General features: G+C 70.0%; 15 protein-coding genes. 6 read left to right on the top strand and 9 right to left on the bottom strand.

Annotated features, from left to right (window positions below):
• Positions 1-136: 136 nt before the first annotated feature.
• Positions 137-1,189, bottom strand: coding sequence for a P1 family peptidase (locus tag ACIRHA_RS33795; protein WP_403853776.1), 1,053 nt, complete (start codon positions 1,187-1,189; stop codon positions 137-139).
• A gap of 78 nt (positions 1,190-1,267) precedes the next feature.
• Complete coding sequence (locus ACIRHA_RS33790; protein ID WP_403853774.1) at positions 1,268-2,452, bottom strand: low temperature requirement protein A; 1,185 nt, start codon at positions 2,450-2,452, stop codon at positions 1,268-1,270.
• Positions 2,453-2,753: 301 nt separating this feature from the next.
• Here ACIRHA_RS33790 and pflB point away from each other — a divergent pair, with 301 nt between their 5' ends.
• From pflB to ACIRHA_RS33775, 3 genes are read left to right on the top strand one after another with little or no spacing between them, the layout of a single operon-like run.
• On the top strand, positions 2,754-5,063 hold the full coding sequence (pflB, locus tag ACIRHA_RS33785) for a formate C-acetyltransferase (protein ID WP_403853772.1): 2,310 nt from the start codon (positions 2,754-2,756) through the stop codon (positions 5,061-5,063).
• A 48-nt stretch (positions 5,064-5,111) separates the two neighbouring features.
• The gene (gene pflA / locus ACIRHA_RS33780) at positions 5,112-5,915 is read left to right on the top strand and encodes a pyruvate formate-lyase-activating protein (protein ID WP_403853770.1); all 804 of its coding nucleotides are present in this window, start codon (positions 5,112-5,114) and stop codon (positions 5,913-5,915) included.
• Between the two features lie 34 nt (positions 5,916-5,949).
• On the top strand, positions 5,950-6,147 hold the full coding sequence (locus ACIRHA_RS33775; RefSeq protein ID WP_403853768.1) for a hypothetical protein: 198 nt from the start codon (positions 5,950-5,952) through the stop codon (positions 6,145-6,147).
• Positions 6,148-6,166: 19 nt separating this feature from the next.
• Here the strand turns inward: ACIRHA_RS33775 and mscL are convergent, their stop codons facing one another.
• From mscL to ACIRHA_RS33745, 6 genes are all read right to left on the bottom strand, one after another.
• Positions 6,167-6,646: a large conductance mechanosensitive channel protein MscL gene (mscL, locus tag ACIRHA_RS33770; protein WP_403853964.1), complete on the bottom strand. Its 480-nt coding sequence runs from the start codon at positions 6,644-6,646 to the stop codon at positions 6,167-6,169.
• 114 nt (positions 6,647-6,760) lie between these two features.
• Positions 6,761-7,321, bottom strand: a complete 561-nt coding sequence (locus tag ACIRHA_RS33765; protein ID WP_403853766.1) for a hypothetical protein — start codon at positions 7,319-7,321, stop codon at positions 6,761-6,763.
• A gap of 226 nt (positions 7,322-7,547) precedes the next feature.
• On the bottom strand, positions 7,548-8,411 hold the full coding sequence (locus tag ACIRHA_RS33760; RefSeq protein WP_403853764.1) for an S-methyl-5'-thioadenosine phosphorylase: 864 nt from the start codon (positions 8,409-8,411) through the stop codon (positions 7,548-7,550).
• Positions 8,412-8,495: 84 nt separating this feature from the next.
• On the bottom strand, positions 8,496-8,858 hold the full coding sequence (locus ACIRHA_RS33755) for an FmdB family zinc ribbon protein (RefSeq protein ID WP_403853762.1): 363 nt from the start codon (positions 8,856-8,858) through the stop codon (positions 8,496-8,498).
• 69 nt (positions 8,859-8,927) lie between these two features.
• Positions 8,928-10,220, bottom strand: coding sequence for an MFS transporter (locus ACIRHA_RS33750; protein WP_403853760.1), 1,293 nt, complete (start codon positions 10,218-10,220; stop codon positions 8,928-8,930).
• A 235-nt stretch (positions 10,221-10,455) separates the two neighbouring features.
• Complete coding sequence (locus tag ACIRHA_RS33745) at positions 10,456-11,958, bottom strand: potassium/proton antiporter (protein WP_403853962.1); 1,503 nt, start codon at positions 11,956-11,958, stop codon at positions 10,456-10,458.
• Between the two features lie 198 nt (positions 11,959-12,156).
• Here ACIRHA_RS33745 and ACIRHA_RS33740 point away from each other — a divergent pair, with 198 nt between their 5' ends.
• Positions 12,157-14,907: a penicillin acylase family protein gene (locus ACIRHA_RS33740; protein ID WP_403853758.1), complete on the top strand. Its 2,751-nt coding sequence runs from the start codon at positions 12,157-12,159 to the stop codon at positions 14,905-14,907.
• Between the two features lie 103 nt (positions 14,908-15,010).
• Here the strand turns inward: ACIRHA_RS33740 and ACIRHA_RS33735 are convergent, their stop codons facing one another.
• On the bottom strand, positions 15,011-15,643 hold the full coding sequence (locus ACIRHA_RS33735) for a 5-formyltetrahydrofolate cyclo-ligase (RefSeq protein ID WP_403853756.1): 633 nt from the start codon (positions 15,641-15,643) through the stop codon (positions 15,011-15,013).
• Positions 15,644-15,737: 94 nt separating this feature from the next.
• Between ACIRHA_RS33735 and galU the strand changes: the two genes are divergently transcribed.
• Both galU and glp read left to right on the top strand, forming a co-directional pair.
• Entirely contained in the window at positions 15,738-16,640 is a 903-nt protein-coding gene (gene galU, locus ACIRHA_RS33730; protein WP_403853754.1) for a UTP--glucose-1-phosphate uridylyltransferase GalU, read from the top strand.
• Positions 16,641-16,771: 131 nt separating this feature from the next.
• Complete coding sequence (glp, locus tag ACIRHA_RS33725; RefSeq protein WP_403853752.1) at positions 16,772-18,139, top strand: gephyrin-like molybdotransferase Glp; 1,368 nt, start codon at positions 16,772-16,774, stop codon at positions 18,137-18,139.
• The last annotated feature ends 29 nt before the right edge of the window (positions 18,140-18,168 follow it).

Here is an 18,168-nt window from a genome sequence, read left to right as displayed (position 1 = left end):
CCCTTTTCGTGGTTTCTGCTGTTCCGCTGCTTCTCTACCGATGTGAGAGAAGAGCGTGAGGCGGCCGGAGGGGTTCCGTCCGCTTGCTGTGAACGCAGCCACAGGGACAGTTCTGTTACGCGGCGGTGGATCTCTGTTACACGGCGTCGGCCGGGCTCCCGTAAAGGTCGCTGTACGAGAGGTGGGTGCGGCCGCCGACCGACACGGACTCCGCCGTGCGCAGGGCCCGTACGATCGCCCGCGTCACGAGGTCGGCACCGGCCGCGAGCACCTCGTTGAGGGCGAGGGGGTTCGCGGCGTCGAGCGGCCGCTCCCCGGTGGCGAGCGCGAACACCGTGTCCCCGTCGTTCAGCAGGTGTACAGGGCGTACGGCCCGGGCGATCCCGTCGTGCGCGGTACCGGCGACCTTCTGCGCCTGGGCGCGGCTGAGGTCGGCGTCGGTGGCGACGACGGCGAGGGTGGTGTTGAGGGGCTGCACCCCGTTCGCCGCGGCTGCTTCCGCGATCCGCTTGCCCGCCGCCTCGTGCGTCTCCGGCGTGGGGTACGTCACCGGGCCGCGGCCCGTGAAGAACTCGCCGTACAACGCCCCGGTGGCCGGGTCCACGGCGGAGCCCGCGGCGTTCGCGACGACCAGGGCGGAGACCGTGATCCCGGAGTCGAGGACCGTGGAGGCGGTACCGATGCCGCCGCGCAGCTTCCCGACGAGCGTGCCGGTGCCCGCGCCGACGTTGCCCTCCTGGACGGGGGAGCCGGACTCCGTCGCGGCGGCGGCCTCGACCGCGGCGCGGCCCAACGCCGCGTCCGGCCGGGCCCGCCAGTCGCCGCCCCGGCCGAGGTCGAACACGCACGCCGCCGGCACCACCGGCACGACCTCCCCGGGGCGGGCGCCGGCCGGGACCCCGCGCCCCTGGTCCTCCAGCCACGCCATCACGCCCGACGCCGAGTCGAGCCCGAACGCGCTGCCGCCCGTGAGCACGACCGCCTCGATCCGCTGCACGAGGTTGCGCGGGTCCAGTGCGTCGGTCTCCCGCGTGCCGGGTCCACCGCCACGTACGTCCACGGCGGTGACCGCGCCGCCTTCGGGGGCGAGCACGACCGTCGTACCGGTCAGGAACCCGTCCCCGACACGGGTGGCGTGTCCGACGCGCAGGCCGGGGACATCGGTGAGGGCATCGTTGCGTGTCGTCATGTCCCATGCCTACCACGGCAGTTGGCGCCCGGTCGGGGTGACCGGGAGGCACCGGCCGGGTGGGGTGGCCAGGACCACTCAGGCAGTCTGCGCCCCGCCCGGCCGCGAGGACAGCGTCACCCCGGCCACCACCGTGAGCGCCGCGACGATCCCCGCCGTGAGCACCGCCCAGTGCCCCGCGAACGTGCACGCGAGCACCAGCACCGCACTGACCGGCAACGTCAGTTGCTGCGCGGCCCCCGCCTTGAAGAATCGCGCGTGCAGCGCCCACACCAGCAGCAGGAACACCGCTGACGGGACCGTCACGGCGGCGGAGGCGGCGGCCGTGGAGATGTGCGCCTTGCCCACCGCCTGCTCTACGGCGACCTCGATGCCCGCGCCGATCGACGCCGCCGACGCGAGGATGAAGAAGTGGCCGTAGCCCCACACGAACGCCTGCCGGTTGCTGCGCAGCCGGTCGTGGATCGGCACCGCGAAGTAGATCCACCAGGCGGCGAAGACGACGAGCAGGCCGCCCGCCGCGATCGGCAGGAGCTCGCGGAGCGCGTCGTTCTCCTCGATGCCCGACTTCACCGCGACCGTGGCCGCGGCGATCGTCTCGCCGAGCACGATGATCGTGAACAGGCCGTAGCGCTCGGCGATGTGGTGCGGGTGCCAGGACGTCTGCCGGTCCCGCTCCGCGTACACCGGTACGCACATCTCCAGGATCGCCATCGCCAGGAACACCCAGCCCTGGGCCGCCGTGGGCGTGAACAGCAGGGCCAACCAGCCGATCTGGCAGGCGAGCACGCCGCCCGCGTACCGCAGTGCCACCCGACGCTCGGCCCCGGTGGTGGAGGCGGCGGCCCGCAGCCAGTGCGTGGCCATGGCGACCCGCATGACCAGGTAGCCGAGAAAGACCACCAGGTAGTCGTCGTGCGCGAACGCCTGCGAGACTCCGGCCGCGAGCACCAGCACGCCCGCGATCTGGACGAGCGTGATCACGCGATAGAGCGCGTCGTCGTTGTCGTAGGCCGAGGCGAACCAGGTGAAGTTCATCCACGCCCACCAGATCGCGAAGAAAACGCGCGCGTAGTCGATCACGCCGGCGCCCGAGTGCCCCTCCGCGACCGCGTGCACCAGCTCCGCCCCGCCCTGCGCGACGGCGACGACGAAACACAGGTCGAAGAACAGCTCCAGCGGTGACGCGGCCCGATGCTCCTCGTCGCGCCCCCTCTCGACCATGCGGCGGATCGGGGAGCGCTTGTCTGGCGTGGACGTCATGGGCCCACCCCAGCAGATCGGATCGCGCCGCGGGGGAATCGGCACGCAGTCCACGCATGCGCGGACGCCGCTGGTACCACGGAAATCCGGCACCTTTCTTGTGAATGCATTCACAAGTAAACAAGGGTCGAAAGTCCCTGGGGAAATCCCAGGTGAACCCGGAAGTTCCAGCAGATTCCGGCCCGAAGTAGGGCCCTATGGTCCTGAACTCAGGACCATTGCCGCCCCTTTGTCGAGCCCCGCCGGAGTGCAATGAACTCGTAGCAACCCACCGGTCGAAGAGATGGGGAAGGTGCCGCAGATGACTGCCACTCCCGCGGAAAAGACGACGCACGGCGAGGCCTGGGAGGGCTTCAAGGGAGGGCTGTGGCGGGACGCCGTCGACGTCCGCGACTTCGTCCAGCAGAACTACACTCCCTACGAGGGGGACGGCTCCTTCCTCGCGGGGCCGACCGAACGCACCACCGGCGCCTGGGACAAGCTCCTCGGGATGTTCCCCGCGGAGATCGAGCGCGGCGTCCACGACGTCGACGTGCAGACCCCGTCCCGTATCGACGCCTTCAGGCCCGGCTACATCGACGGCACACCCGCGAACCATTCCCCAAGCTCTCAACTCCGTTCGAGCAGGGGAGGCCCCATTGACCTCATCGTGGGCCTCCAGACCGACGCCCCGCTGAAGCGCGCGATCATGCCCAACGGCGGCTGGCGGATGGTCGAGGGCGCCCTGAACGCGTACGGCTACGAGGCCGACCCCGAGGTCCGCGAGATCTACACCCACCTGCGCAAGACCCACAACGAGGGGGTCTTCGACGCCTACACCCCCGAGATCCGCGCCTGCCGCTCCTCCGGCATCATCACCGGCCTCCCCGACGCCTACGGCCGCGGCCGCATCATCGGCGACTACCGCCGCGTCGCCCTCTACGGCGTCGACCGCCTCATCGCCGCCAAGCAGGCCGACAAGGACGAGCTGAGCGCCGCCTGGCCCACCGAGCACGTGATCCGGGACCGCGAGGAGATCTCCGAGCAGATCAAGGCGCTGAACGAGCTCAAGGCCATGGCCATGTCGTACGGCTACGACATCTCGGGCCCGGCCACCACCGGCCGCGAGGCCGTCCAGTGGCTGTACTTCGCCTACCTCGCCGCCGTGAAGGAGCAGAACGGCGCGGCCATGTCGATCGGCCGCATCGACAACTTCCTCGACATCTACCTGCAGCGCGACATCGAGGCCGGCCGGATCACCGAGTCCGAGGCCCAGGAGTTCATCGACGACTTCGTCATCAAGCTCCGCATCGTCCGCTTCCTGCGTACCCCCGAGTACAACGACCTCTACTCCGGCGACCCGACCTGGGTCACCTGGTCGATGGCCGGTATCGGCGAGGACGGCCGTCCGCTCGTCTCGCGCACCACCTTCCGCGCCCTGCAGACCCTCTACAACCTCGGCCCGGCCCCCGAGCCGAACCTGACGGTCTTCTGGTCGCGTGAACTGCCGCGCGGCTTCAAGGACTTCGCCTCCCAGGTCGCCATCGACACCTCGGCCATCCAGTTCGAGTCCGACGAGCTGATGCGCCCCAAGTACGGCGACGACACCGCTATCGCCTGCTGCGTCTCCGCGATGGCCGTCGGCAAGCAGATGCAGTTCTTCGGCGCCCGCGTGAACGTCGCCAAGGCGCTCCTCTACGCGATCAACGGTGGCCGCGACGAGAAGTCCGGCAAGCAGGTCGTCGAGGGCTTCGAGCCCATCGAGGGCGAGTACCTCGACTACGGAGTCGTCGCCGAGCGCTACGACGCGATGCTCGACTGGCTGGCGAGGACCTACGTCCACGCGCTCAACGTCATCCACTACATGCACGACAAGTACGCCTACGAGCGCATCGAGATGGCCCTGCACGACCAGGAGATCCTGCGCACCATGGCCTGTGGCATCGCGGGCCTGTCGGTCGCCGCGGACTCCCTCTCGGCGATCAAGCACGCCAAGGTGAAGGTGATCCGGGACGAGACGGGTCTCGCCGTCGACTACGAGATCGAGGGTGACTACCCGGCCTACGGCAACAACGACGACCGCGCCGACGCCATCGCCCGGCGCATCGTCCACGGCTTCATGGAGAAGGTCCGCAAGCACCCGACCTACCGGAACGCCGTGCACACCCAGTCGGTACTCACGATCACCTCGAACGTCGTCTACGGCAAGAAGACCGGCAACACCCCGGACGGCCGCCGCGCCGGCACCCCCTTCGCCCCCGGCGCCAACCCGATGAACGGGCGCGACGAGCACGGCTACATCGCCTCCGCCCTGTCGGTGGCGAAGCTGCCCTACGACGACGCCGAGGACGGCATCTCGCTGACCAACACGATCACCCCGGACGCCCTGGGCCGCACCCCCGGCGAGCGGATCGGCAACCTGTCCGGCGTGCTCGACGGGTTCATGGCCAGCGACGGCTTCCACATGAACGTCAACGTCCTGAACAAGGCGACGCTCGAGGACGCCATGGAGCACCCGGAGAACTACCCGCAGCTCACCATCCGGGTCTCCGGCTACGCGGTGAACTTCGTCCGCCTGACGCGCGAGCAGCAGCTGGACGTCATCAACCGCACCTTCCACGGCTCCCTCTGAGCCGGTCCTCCCTACCGAGGCACCCCGAAGGACACGAGGAGGAACGCCATGACCGTGCTGCTCACGCAGAAGCCGGCAGCGAACGACGCCGCCACCCCGGCCGCCGCCGCGACCCACCGCCCCATCGAGGGTTCGGTGCACTCCTGGGACCTGTCGACCGGCGTCGACGGGCCCGGCACCCGCTTCGTGACGTTCCTCTCCGGCTGCCCGCTGACCTGCCTGTACTGCCACAACCCCGACACCTGGAAGATGCGGAACGGCAAGCGCACCGCGGCCGACGACATCGTCGCGGAAGCCGCCAAGTACACCCGGTTCATCGAGGCCGCGGGCGGCGGCGCCACCATCAGCGGCGGGGAACCGCTGCTCCAGCCGGTCTTCGCCGGTGAGCTGCTGCACCGCTTCAAGCACGAGCTGGGCCTGCACACGGCCCTCGACACCTCGGGCTTCCTCGGCGCCCGCGCCACCGACGCCCTCCTGCGCGACGTGGACCTGGTGCTGCTCGACATCAAGTCCTGGGACCGCGCCACCTACAAGCGGGTCACCGGGCGCCCGCTGCGGCCCACCCTCGACTTCGCGCACCGCCTCGCCGACCTCGGCAAGAACGTGTGGGTGCGCTTCGTGCTCGTCCCCGGCCTGACCGACGACCCCGCCAACATCGAGGGCGTCGCCGCCTTCGCGGGCTCCCTCGGCAACGTCTCCCGGGTCGACGTGTTGCCCTTCCACAAGCTCGGCGAGGCGAAGTGGCAGGCGCTCGGCAAGACCTTCACGCTGCGCGACACCCCCTCGCCCACCCCCGGACAGCTCGCCTCCGCCAAGGCGATCTTCGAGTCCTACGGCCTCACAGCGGTCTGAGCCAGGGTTCGCCCCCGCGACGTACCCTGGAGCCATGAGCACCGCCCCCGAGCCCGCCGAGCGCGATCCCAAGAAGCGCGACCCCAAGGCCGCGCTGATCTTCGACGACCCGCTGACGGCGCAGTCCTCCGACGACACGGACCGCGGCTGGGGCGAGCGGCCGGCGGCCGGCGACAACAGCGCCGCCGACCTGGCCCGCTTCCTCGACGAGAAGCCGCCCCACCACATCTGAAGGGCGGCCGCGAGCCCTACTAGGGCTCGGTGTGCCCCGAGCCGCGCTGCGCCACGAGCGCGTCGCGGATCTCCTTGAGCACCTCCAGCTCGGAGACCTCCATGACCTCCTGGGTGCCTTCCTTCTCGGCCTTCTTCGCGGCCTGCCGGGCGAGGTACTTGGCCATCGGCAGCACCATCAGGAAGTAGACGACGGCGGCCGTGATCAGGAAGCTGAGGGCGGCACTGACGACCGTGCCCCACATGATCTCGATGCCTTCGGCCTCGGCACCGCCTGTCGCGGGCTTGCACGGGCTCTGAAGGCAGTACGAGTACTTGTTCAGGTCCTGTGTCCCGAACGCTCCGACGATCGGGTTGATGACCCCTTCCACCACCGTGTTCACGACGCTGGTGAACGCGGCGCCGATGACCACGGCGACCGCCAGGTCGATCACATTGCCCCGCATGAGGAAGGCCTTGAAGCCTTCCCACAGGCTCGGTTCGTTGTTCTCGCTCACCAGAAGGCCTCTCTTCACATGTCCAGGTTGTGGAGCAAACGCTTCCGCAACCTACGACAGTTCGGGTCAGACCTGTCCAATTCGGTAGCTCGAACGAGGGACTTGACGAGATATACGTCACCACACCGTCACCGCCAGCCTGGAAGCGGCTCCGGCGCCCGCGAGTCGCGCCGCGGTCCCACGTTCCACCGTCAGCACCACCAACGCGCCGCCCGGCGTCGAGGTTTCGCCGATGTCGCCGCCTTGACCGAGAGTTGGCCTCGGCTTCGGGACGGACGCCACGCGCGCGCCGGACGCGAGCACCCGCACCCCCGGCCTGCCGTCGGCCCGTGCCGCCACCACGTCGACCCGGTCGCCCGGTCGCAGCAGCCGCACCGCCCCCGCGTCCGCGATCCGTACCGGCGCCGACACCGTCACGGCGGGCGCGACGGCCCGCCCACCCGGCCCCGCCCCCACGTGCGGGGGCTCGGGCCCGCCTCCCGCCCCGGACGACGGCACGGCGGCCGCCAGCGCCGCCGCGGTCAGGACGAGGCCGGCCGCCATGGCAGGCCGGTGCCGACGCCTGCCCGCGCGCCCCGGCCGCCACCGCGCGCCGCGTACGTGCACGGGAGGGAAGGGCGGCACCTCGGACGTCGGGGGAATGCTGAGCTGGTACGGGACAGGGACAGATGCGGACATGGTCGCCACCGCCTGCGGATCGGTCGGGCCGGACGGGCGCCGCGCCCGTCTCGCCGACCACGTTCCGCCTTCGCGATCGATCCCGCTGAGCCCCGTGCACTACCGAGCGGTTGTGGACAACTCCCTCACCCGAACGGGAAGTTCAGCGCTCCCGACTCCCGACTCCCGGCCCCCGGCCCCCGGCTCCCGGCTCCCGGCCCTCAGTCCTCGGCCCGCTCGGGTCCCGTCACGGCAGCCGGAACCCCGGATCCATCCCGCCCAGCGCCCCTCCGCACGGGCAGTCCCGCTCCGCCTCCGCCGGCAGCCCCGCCACCGCGTCGAACAGCACCGTCCGCAGCCGGTCCACGTTGGCCGCGAACACCTGGAGCACCTCGTCGTGCGAGACGCCCTCGCCGCTCTCCGCGCCCGCGTCCAGATCCGTGACGAGGGTCAACGACGTGTAGCAGAGCTCCAGTTCACGGGCGAGCATCGCCTCCGGGTGCCCGGTCATCCCGACCACCGACCAGCCCATGTCGGCATGCCACCGGGACTCGGCACGGGTGGAGAAGCGCGGCCCCTCGACCACCACGAGCGTCCCGCCGTCCACCGGTTCCCAGCCCTTGCCGCGCGCCGCCTTCACCGCGACCCTGCGCCCCGCGGGGCAGTAGGGATCGGCCGGCGAGACGTGCACGACGTTCGGCACGGTCCCGTCCGGGAGCGGCAGCCCGTCGAAGTACGTCTGCGCCCGCGACTTCGTACGGTCCACGAACTGGTCGGGCACGAGCAGCGTCCCCGGCCCGTACTCGGGCCGCAGGCCGCCCACCGCGCACGGGCCGAGCACCTGGCGTACGCCCACGGAGCGCAACGCCCAGAGGTTGGCGCGGTAGTTGATGCGGTGCGGCGGCAGATGGTGGCCGCGGCCGTGCCGGGGCAGGAAGGCGACCCGGCGCCCCGCCACCTCACCGAGGAAGAGCGAGTCGCTCGGTGGGCCGTAGGGGGTGTCGACGCTGATCTCTGTCACGTCGTCCAGGAACGAGTAGAAGCCGGAGCCGCCGATCACGCCGATCTCCGCGGCGGTGCTCGCGTTCGCGTTGCCTGAGTTGGTCGCCATGGATCAGCACATTAGTCATGCCGGGAACGCCGAAGACCCTGTCGCCGGATGACGACAGGGTCTCGTAAGAATTCGCGGCGTTGCTTACGCGGCGGAGGACGTCGAAGAACTCGACGAGGACGAAGCCGAAGACGACGACGTCGAAGAAGAGGACGAGGACGAAGAAGACGTCGACGGCTTCGAGTCGGAGGACGGCTTCGATTCGGCGGACTTCGACTCAGAGCCGGACGACGACCCCGAGGACGACGCCGGGCTGCTGCTCGACGAGGAGCCGCGGCTGTCGTTGCGGTAGAAGCCGGAGCCCTTGAACACGATGCCGACTGCCGAGAACACCTTCTTCAGGCGACCCTGGCAAGCGGGGCACACGGTCAGGGACTCGTCGGTGAACTTCTGCACCGCCTCGAGGCCCTCGCCGCACTCGGTGCACTGGTACTGGTAAGTCGGCACTGTGTCTTCCTCCTGGCACTCTCACTCGTTGAGTGCTAACGACGATCCATAGTGACCTATTCCGCGGGATCAGTCCACTGCCACAGGCTCGCGGTGACCCACACCACGTGCCACGGTCCGCCCCGTCGAGGGTGGCGTGAGCCGCGAGCGCAGCAGGAACATGACCACCAGGGCCAACACCGTGCCGCCCATCGGGACGAGGAATCCGGCGCCGTCCCAGAGGCGGTCCTCCAGCTGCCCGGAGACCGACACGGCGACCGCCTGACCGAGCGCGACCGCCCCGGTCAGCCAGGTGAAGGCCTCGGTGCGGGAACCCGCGGGGACGATCTTCTCGACCAGCGTGTAGCCCGTGATCAGGGACGGCGCGATGCACACGCCGACCAGCAGGCCGAGCCCGGCGAGCAGCACCACGGACTGCGCCGCCCACAGCCCCGACGCCATGACGGCGAGGGCCGTGTAGCCGACGAGGAGCCGGCGCTGCGGGGCGATCTTCCACGCGATGGCACCGCAGACCAGGCCCGAGAGCATGTTGCCGGCGGCGAAGATCCCGTAGAGGACGCCGTTGAGGCCGGGCTCGCCGATCGACTCGGTGTACGCGGCGAGCGAGACCTGCATGCCGCCGAAGACGGAGCCGATGCCGAGGAACGTGACGATCAGGACGCGCACACCGGGCACGCGGAGCGCGGAGGTGTGCGCCACGCGCGCGTGCCCTTCCAGGCCGGCCACGGGAGGCTGGGTGCCCTTCTGGGCGGCGAACAGGAGGCCGCCGACGAGGGTGAGCGCGGCCTCGGTGAGCAGGCCCGCGGCCGGGTCGATGCCGGTGCACAGGGCCGTAGCGAACAGCGGGCCGAGCACGAACGTGAACTCGTCGGTGACCGACTCGAAGGCGGCGGCCGTCTGCATCAGGGGCGAACCCTGGAGCTTCACGCCCCAGCGGGCGCGCACCATGGGCCCGATCTGCGGTGTCGAGGCACCTGTGGGTACGGCGGCCACGAACAGCGCCCACGTGGGCGCCCCGGAGAGTGCGAGCGCGGTGAGCGTGAGTCCGGCCGCGGAGTGCACGAGCACGCCGGGCAGCAGCACGGCACGCTGCCCGAAGCGGTCGGCCAGCTTGCCGCTGTAGGGCGCGAAGAGCGCCATGGCGACACCGGTCGTCGCGGAGACCGCGCCGGCGGTGCCGTACGAGCCGGTGGTGTGCTGCACGAGCAGCACGATGGAGATCGTGAGCATCGCGAACGGCTGCCGCGCCGCGAAGCCGGGAAGCAGGAACGTCCAGGCCCCGCGGGTGCGCAGGAGCTGCCCGTAACCGGGGCGCTCGGCCCGCTGGGTGCCGGGTTCGGTGACCGTGTCCTTCTTTGGCACGGTCCTTGCCTTTCTGCCGCCTGGTAGCGCGCGGTCCTCCTGGTTGAGGGATGCGCGCCGAGAGCCGTCCTCATGCGCCGGGAACCGAGTGATACCTACGGTCCGCGCCAGGAGAGGCCCTGGGCCAAGCAGATCAGGCCGTGAAGCACGGCGCTGCAAGGGGACCGCGGCCGCTTTGCGGTCGCGCCGGCTCTACGTCAGGCAGAGTCGGTCGTACATGGTTTGTGCATCCATGCTAACGGGCTTCCGGGCCCGCGGTGCCCAGCCAGCCGGCCAGCTTGCCGCCGAGGGCGACGGCCCGCAGGCGCGCCTCCGCGGCGTCCCGCACCGGGTCCGTGGCGACCACCAGGAGCTCGTCGCCCCGGCGGAGCACGGTGGTCGGGGCGGGCACGGACGAGGTGCCGTCGCGGACGACGAGCGTGACGGCGGCGCCCTTGGGCAGCCGCAGCTCGCCGACCTCCACGCCGTGCATCCGCGAGCCTTCCGGGATGGAGACGGACAGCAGGTGCCCGCGCAGCCGCTCCAGGGGCGCCGATTCGATGCCGAGGTCGGCGGCATCGGAGGAGCCGGCCAGGCGCAGCTTGCGGGCGAGCCACGGCAGCGTGGGGCCCTGGATGAGGGTGTAGACGACGACCAGGACGAAGACGATGTTGAAGATTCGCTGGCTGTCGGCGACGCCCGTGACCATCGGGATGGTCGCCAAGATGATGGGCACGGCGCCGCGCAGCCCGGCCCACGACATGAGGGCCTTCTCCGCCCACGGTATGCGGAAGGGCACCAGGCTCACGACGACCGACAGGGGCCGCGCGACCATTGTGAGGACCAGGCCGATGAGGAGCGCGGGCACGATGTCGTCGGCCAGTTCGTGCGGGGTGACGAGCAGGCCGAGCAGGACGAACATGCCGATCTGCGCGATCCAGCCGAGCCCTTCGGCGAAGCCGCGGGTGGCGGGCCAGTGCGGCAGCTTGGCGTTGCCCATCACCATCGCGGCCAGGTAGACGGCGAGGAATCCGCTGCCGTGGGCCATGGCGCCCGCGGCGTACGCGGACGTGGCGATGGCCAGGACGGCGATCGGGTAGAGGCCGGAGGCGGGCAGGGCCACGTGCCGCAGGCCGAAGGAGCCGAGCCAGCCGACCGCGAGCCCGATGGCGGCGCCGATGGCGAGCTCCAGGGCGATCTCGCCGAGGAGGACGTACCAGTGCTCTATGGGGCCGGAGGCGGAGAACGCGACGACGAGGATGACGACAGGGGCGTCGTTGAAACCGGACTCCGCCTCAAGGACGCCGGTCACGCGTGCCGGAAGCGGCACCCTACGTAGAACGGAGAAAACCGCCGCCGCGTCCGTGGACGAGACCACCGCGCCGATGATCAGTGCCTGTCGCCATTCGAGGCCCACCAGGTAGTGCGCGCCCGCGGCCGTCACCCCCACGCTGACCGCGACGCCCGCGAGTGACAGGGCGGCGGCCGCGGGGAGCGCGGGTTTGATCTGCTTCCACTTCGTTCCCAGACCGCCTTCGGCGAGGATCACGACGAGTGCCGCGTAGCCGATGACCTGGGTCATCTCAGCGTTGCTGAAGTCGACGTGGCCGAGGCCGTCCTGGCCCATGACGACGCCGATACCGAGGTAGAGCAGAAGGCTCGGCAGTCCGCTGCGTGAGGAAATGCGCACGGCGGCGACCGCCACGAGCAGCACGAGTGCGCCGACGAGCAGGAGCTGGTTGAGCTGGTGGACAGTCAGGGGCTGTTCCTTCCAGGAGGGACACTGCGACAGGGAAGTTACTTCGTTACCTTACCTAATCGTTAACGCTTTCTTGATGCCGGATTCGTCACGCCGCTCTACGTAGAACCCTGCTTCCCGACTCCGCGTCCGGGGCCGCACCCCACTGCTCGTAAGGTTGCTCTCGCCCGCAGCCAGCGAAGGACAGCAAGGATCCCGATGCCCTCCACTACGAACGCCTCTGCCGGCAGCCCGCCCGGTAAGAAGAAGGGGCGTCGAGCCCGACTGATCGTGATCGTCCTCGTGTTGGCCGTTCTTGCGGGCCTCGGATTCGGGGCCTACTGGAGCGTCGACAGCGTCCGCGCTTCCATGCCGCAGACGACGGGGTCCATCCAACTCGACGGGCTCGACGGGCCGGTACAGGTCAAGCGGGACAGCTACGGGATCCCGCAGATCTACGCCTCCACGGATCACGACCTGTTCATGGCGCAGGGGTACGTGCAGGCGCAGGACCGGTTCTACGAGATGGACGTGCGGCGCCATACGACCTCCGGTCGGCTCTCCGAGATGTTCGGCAAGGGCCAGGTCAAGACCGATGAGTTCCTGCGCACCATGGGCTGGCGCCGGACGGCACAGAAGGAGTACGACTCCAAGCTGTCGCCCGCGACCAAGAAGTACCTCCAGGCGTACTCCAAGGGGGTCAACTCCTACCTGGGGGGCAAGAGCGGCAAGGACATCTCCGCGGAGTACGTCGCGCTCGGCTTCGAGAACGACTACAAGCCGCAGAAGTGGTCGCCGGTGGATTCGGTGGCCTGGCTCAAGGCGATGGCCTGGGACCTGCGCGGCAACATGCAGGAGGAGATCGACCGCTCGCTGATGACGAGCCGGCTCGGCCCGAAGCAGATCGCCGACCTGTACCCCGACTACCCGTACACGCGGCACAAGCCGATCGTGCAGGAGGGCGGGTACAACAGCGCCACGAAGTCGTACGACGCGTCCTCAGGCGGTACGAGCACGCAGGCGGCCGGGGCGGCGGGCACCGGCCTGGCGGGCGACACAGGGGCCCCCAGCGGCCTCCAGAGCCAGCTCGGCGGCCTCTCCAAGGTCCTGGACGAGATCCCCGACTCCGCGGGCCTGGGGCCCAACGGCAACGGCATCGGCTCCAACTCGTGGGTGGTCTCGGGCGACCACACCATCACCGGCAAGCCGCTGCTCGCCAACGACCCGCACCTGGCGCCGCAACTGCCGTCCGTCTGGTATCAGATGGGCCTGCACTGCACGAGCGTCTCCAGCAAGTGCCAGTACGACACGTCGGGTTACACCTTCGCCGGCATGCCGGGCGTGGTCATCGGCCACAACCAGAACATCTCCTGGGGCCTGACCAACTCGGGCGTCGACGTCACCGATCTCTACCTGGAGAAGTTCAGCGGCGACGGCTACCTGGTCGACGACAGGACGGTGCCCTTCAAGACCCGCAAGGAGACCATCAAGGTCGCCGGCGGCGACTCCAAGACGATCACGGTGCGGGAGACCGACAACGGGCCGCTGCTGTCCGACCGCAACTCCGAGCTCGTGAAGGTCGGCAAGAAGGCCGGCGTCGACGCGGCGGCCCCCGACAGAGGCGACGGCTACGGCATCGCGCTGCGCTGGACCGCGCTGCAACCGGGCAACACCATGGACGCCGTCTTCGAGCTCGACAAGGCGTCGAACTGGTCCGAGTTCCGCAAGGCCTCCGCCGACTTCCAGGTGCCGTCGCAGAACCTCACCTACGCCGACACCGAGGGCAACATCGGCTACCAGCTGCCGGGCCGGATCCCGACCCGCGGCGAGGGCGACGGCTCGCTGCCGTCTCCCGGCTGGGACTCCAAGTACCGCTGGACCGGCTACATCAAGCAGAACGAGCTGCCGTACGAGTTCAACCCGAAGCGCGGCTACATCGTGACCGCCAACCAGGCCGTGGTCGACGACAGCTACCCGTACACGCTGACCAAGGACTGGGGCTACGGCACCCGCAGTCAGCGCATCACCGACCTGATCGAGTCGAAGATCAAGGACGGCGGCAAGGTCTCCACCGACGACATGCGCACCATGCAGATGGACAACAGCAGCGAGATCGCCAAGCTGCTCGTGCCCTACCTGCAGAAGATCGACGTCAAGGACAAGGACGTCAGGGACGCGCAGCAGCTCCTGGAGAACTGGGACTACACCCAGAACCCGGACTCGGCCGCCGCGGCCTACTTCAACTCCGTGTGGCGCAACATCCTCAAGCTCGCCTTCGGCAACAAGCTGCCCAAGGAACTGCGGGTCGAGGGCCAGTGCCTGAGCGTCGAGCCGGTCGACAAGACGGGCCCCGCCGACGAGGACCGCAAGGTCCGCGAGTGCGGCGAGCGGGACACGCACTCGGCGCAGCCGGACGGCGGTGACCGCTGGTTCGAGGTCGTCCGCAAGATCATCAAGGATCCGAAGAACGACTGGTGGAAGACGCCGGGCAGCCGCACGGACGATCCCACCCACAACCGTGACCAGCTGTTCGACCGTGCCATGGAGGACGCCCGCTGGGACCTCACGGCCAAGCTCGGCAAGGACATCGACACCTGGAGCTGGGGCCGGCTGCACAAGCTGGAACTGAAGAACCAGACGCTCGGCACCGAGGGTCCCGGCTGGCTGCAGTACGTGCTCAACCGCGGCCCCTGGAAGCTGGGCGGCGGAGAGGCGGCCGTGAACGCGACTGGCTGGAACGCCGCGGGCGGCTACGGAGTCGACTGGGTGCCGTCCATGCGGATGGTGGTCAACATGGCGGACCTCGACAAGTCCAAGTGGATCAACCTCACGGGCGCCTCGGGGCACACCTTCAGCGACCACTACACGGACCAGACCGAGAAGTGGATCAAGGGTGACCTGCTGCCCTGGAACTTCTCCGAGAAGGCCGTCGGCGACAGCACCGAGGACTCGATGGTCCTGAAGCCGTAGCCGTAGCCGTAGCCGTAGTCGTAGCCGTAGTCGTAGCCGGACCGACACCGAAAGGGGCCTCCACGCGTGCGTGGAGGCCCCTTTCGCGTGTGCGGCGCCCGGGTCAGAAGCGCCGTACGCCCGAGGGCGTCACCACCGCGTCCACGGCCTTGTCGTGCGCCTCCTGGGGGAGATGCTCGACGACCTCGCTGTCGTGGAGCAGCACGACCAGCGCGGGCCGCGCACCGGCCGCCTCCAGGCGCGCGAGCACCCGGTCGTACGAGCCGCCGCCGCGGCCGAGCCGCATCCCGCGTGCGTCCACGGCGAGCCCCGGCAGCAGCACAACGTCGGCCTCCAGGACGGCGGCGGGGCCGAGTCGCTCGCCGCCGGGCTCCAACAGGGCCATCTTTCCCGGGTGCCGCACGGTGGTGAGCGAAGCCGCCCCGTCGTACGCGCCCCAGTCCAGGTCGTTGTCGGGCAGCAGGGCCGGAAGCAGTACGCGCGTCCCGCGCGCGCGAAGGGCGTCGAGGAGCGCGCCCGTCCCCGGCTCGCCGCCCACGGAGACATACGCCGCCACTGTGCGGGCCTGCGCCAACTCGTCGAGTTCGAGAGCCCGGCGGGCCACGGCCCGCTCCGTCTCCTGTGTGTCATCCTCCGTCAACGCGTTCCTCACCCGGAGGAACTCCCTGCGCAATGAACGCTTGTCAGGGTGGGCGCCGGGCGGGAAATCTGCGGGCTCATCGGTGTGCGGACTCATAGCCGGGTCACAAACCTCTCCTATTCGACGCATATATGTGCCTACAAAGCGGACCCACAGATTCCGCCCATAGCAGCCGGATATGGTGACCCGCATGACTGACGCGCACACCAGGATCACCAAGGCTGTCATCCCCGCCGCGGGCCTCGGCACCAGGTTCCTGCCCGCCACGAAGGCGACTCCCAAGGAGATGCTCCCGGTCGTCGACAAGCCGGCGATCCAGTACGTGGTCGAAGAGGCCGCGTCGGCGGGACTCGGCGACGTACTGATGATCACAGGTCGCAACAAGCGCCCGCTGGAGGACCACTTCGACCGCAACCACGAGCTGGAGGCGGCCCTTCAGAAGAAGGGCGACGCGGGCCGGCTGGCCAAGGTCCAGGAGTCCAACGACCTCGCCACCATCCACTACGTGCGCCAGGGCGACCCCAGGGGCCTCGGCCACGCGGTCCTGTGCGCCGCCCCCCACGTGGGCGACGAGCCGTTCGCGGTGCTGCTCGGCGACGACCTGATCGATCCCCGTGACCCGCTGCTCCAGAAGATGGTGGAGGTCCAGGAGGAGCACGGCGGCAGCGTCATCGCGCTCATGGAGGTGGAGCCCTCCCAGATCCACCTCTACGGATGTGCCGCGGTCCAGGCCACCGAGGACGGCGCCGTCGTACAGGTCACCGACCTGGTGGAGAAGCCGGATCCGGCCGACGCCCCCTCCAACTACGCGATCATCGGCCGCTACGTACTCGACCCCGCCGTCTTCGACATACTGCGCAAGACCGAGCCCGGCCGCGGCGGCGAGATCCAGCTCACCGACGCACTCCAGCAGCTCGCCGCCGACGAAAAGATCGGCGGCCCCGTGCACGGCGTCGTCTTCAAGGGCCGCCGCTACGACACCGGCGACCGAGGCGACTACCTCAAGGCGATCGTCCGCCTCGCGTGCGAACGTGAGGACCTGGGCCCGGAGTTCCGTGCCTGGCTGCGCGGCTACGTCGCCGAGGAGATCTGACACCCCGCTCCCCGGCGGACCTGCGCCCCGGTACGGCACACCACGTCCGGGGCGTCACCCATTGCCCGTGGTAGTAACACCTGAGGCCACCGGGGAATCAGAACACCGGCACGAGGAGCAGGGGAGCAGCAGTGAACAGTTTCAGTGCCACGACGGATGCCACGACGGACCGGGCGCAGATCTGGTCGGTGGACGAGCATCTGGAGGACATCCTCGCCGCCGTCGGTGCGCTCGACCCCATCGATCTCCAACTCCTCGACGCGCAGGGCTGTGTGCTCGTCGAAGAGGTGACGGTCCCGCTGTCGCTGCCGCCGTTCGACAACAGCTCGATGGACGGGTACGCGGTGCGCGTCGCGGACATCGCGGGCGCGAGCGAGGAGTTCCCCGCCGTGCTCACGGTGATCGGCGACGTCGCGGCGGGCCAGGCCGAACAGCCCACCGTCGGCCCCGGCGAGGCCGCCCGCATCATGACGGGCGCCCCGCTGCCGCCCGGCGCCGAGGCGGTGGTCCCCGTGGAGTGGACCGACGGAGGACTCGGCGCGGGCCCCGTCACCACGATGACCGCCCACAGCGCGGCCCCTGAGGGCGCCTCAGGAGAGGTCCGAGTGCACCGCCCCGCCGAGGCACGCGCGCACGTACGCGCGCAAGGCAGCGACGTGCAGGCGGGCGACCGGGCGCTCTCCGTCGGCACGGTCCTCGGCCCGCCGCAGATCGCGCTGCTCGCCGCCATCGGCCGCGGCACCGTACGCGTGTGCCCGCGCCCGCGCGTGGTCGTCGTCTCCACCGGCACCGAACTCGTGCAGCCGGGCGAGCAGTTGGCACCGGGACAGATCTACGACTCCAACAGCTTCGCCCTCACCGCGGCCGCCCGCGACGCCGGAGCCATCGCCTACCGGGTGGGCGCGGTCGCCGACGACGCCGAGACGCTTCGCTCCACCATCGAGGACCAGCTCATCCGCGCCGACCTCATCGTGACGACGGGCGGCGTCAGCGTCGGCGCGTACGACGTGGTCAAGGAGGCGCTGACCGGTATCGGCGACCCGGAGGACCCGGAAGAGGCGACAGGCATCGGGGCCGGCAGCGGCGTCGAGTTCCGCAAGCTCGCCATGCAGCCCGGCAAGCCGCAGGGCTTCGGCTCCATCGGCCCCGACCACACCCCGCTGCTCGCGCTGCCGGGCAACCCCGTGTCGTCGTACGTCTCCTTCGAACTGTTCGTACGTCCCGCGATCCGCGCCCTGATGGGCCTGCCCGAGGACGCCGTGCACCGCCCGAAGGCCCGCGCGACCCTCACCGCCGACAAGGCGCTGACCTCGCCCTCGGGCAAGCGCCAGTTCCTGCGCGGCGTGTACGACGCCGAGGCCGGCGAGGTCGCCCCCGTCGGCGGCGCGGGCTCGCACCTCATCGCGGCGCTCGCGCAGGCGGACTCGCTGATCGTGGTCCCCGAGGACATGACGTCGGTGGAGCCGGGCGCCGAGGTGGACGTGGTCCTGCTGGGCTGACGGGCCCGGTTGTCGGAGGCTCGCGATAG

The sequence above is a fragment of the Streptomyces sp. NPDC102360 genome, assembly GCF_044766085.1.
Classification (GTDB): domain Bacteria; phylum Actinomycetota; class Actinomycetes; order Streptomycetales; family Streptomycetaceae; genus Streptomyces.
The sequence above is the reverse complement of the archived record's forward strand: the minus strand, read 5'-3'. Positions and strand labels throughout refer to the sequence as shown.

Coding starts and splice junctions, on each gene's coding strand:
- ACIRHA_RS33795 (WP_403853776.1), bottom strand. CDS start 1,189: ATGACGACACGCAACGATGCCCTCACCGATGTCCCCGGCCTGCGCGTC.
- ACIRHA_RS33790 (WP_403853774.1), bottom strand. CDS start 2,452: ATGACGTCCACGCCAGACAAGCGCTCCCCGATCCGCCGCATGGTCGAG.
- pflB (WP_403853772.1), top strand. CDS start 2,754: ATGACTGCCACTCCCGCGGAAAAGACGACGCACGGCGAGGCCTGGGAG.
- pflA (WP_403853770.1), top strand. CDS start 5,112: ATGACCGTGCTGCTCACGCAGAAGCCGGCAGCGAACGACGCCGCCACC.
- ACIRHA_RS33775 (WP_403853768.1), top strand. CDS start 5,950: ATGAGCACCGCCCCCGAGCCCGCCGAGCGCGATCCCAAGAAGCGCGAC.
- ACIRHA_RS33765 (WP_403853766.1), bottom strand. CDS start 7,321: ATGTCCGCATCTGTCCCTGTCCCGTACCAGCTCAGCATTCCCCCGACG.
- ACIRHA_RS33760 (WP_403853764.1), bottom strand. CDS start 8,411: ATGGCGACCAACTCAGGCAACGCGAACGCGAGCACCGCCGCGGAGATC.
- ACIRHA_RS33740 (WP_403853758.1), top strand. CDS start 12,157: ATGCCCTCCACTACGAACGCCTCTGCCGGCAGCCCGCCCGGTAAGAAG.
- ACIRHA_RS33735 (WP_403853756.1), bottom strand. CDS start 15,643: ATGAGTCCGCACACCGATGAGCCCGCAGATTTCCCGCCCGGCGCCCAC.
- galU (WP_403853754.1), top strand. CDS start 15,738: ATGACTGACGCGCACACCAGGATCACCAAGGCTGTCATCCCCGCCGCG.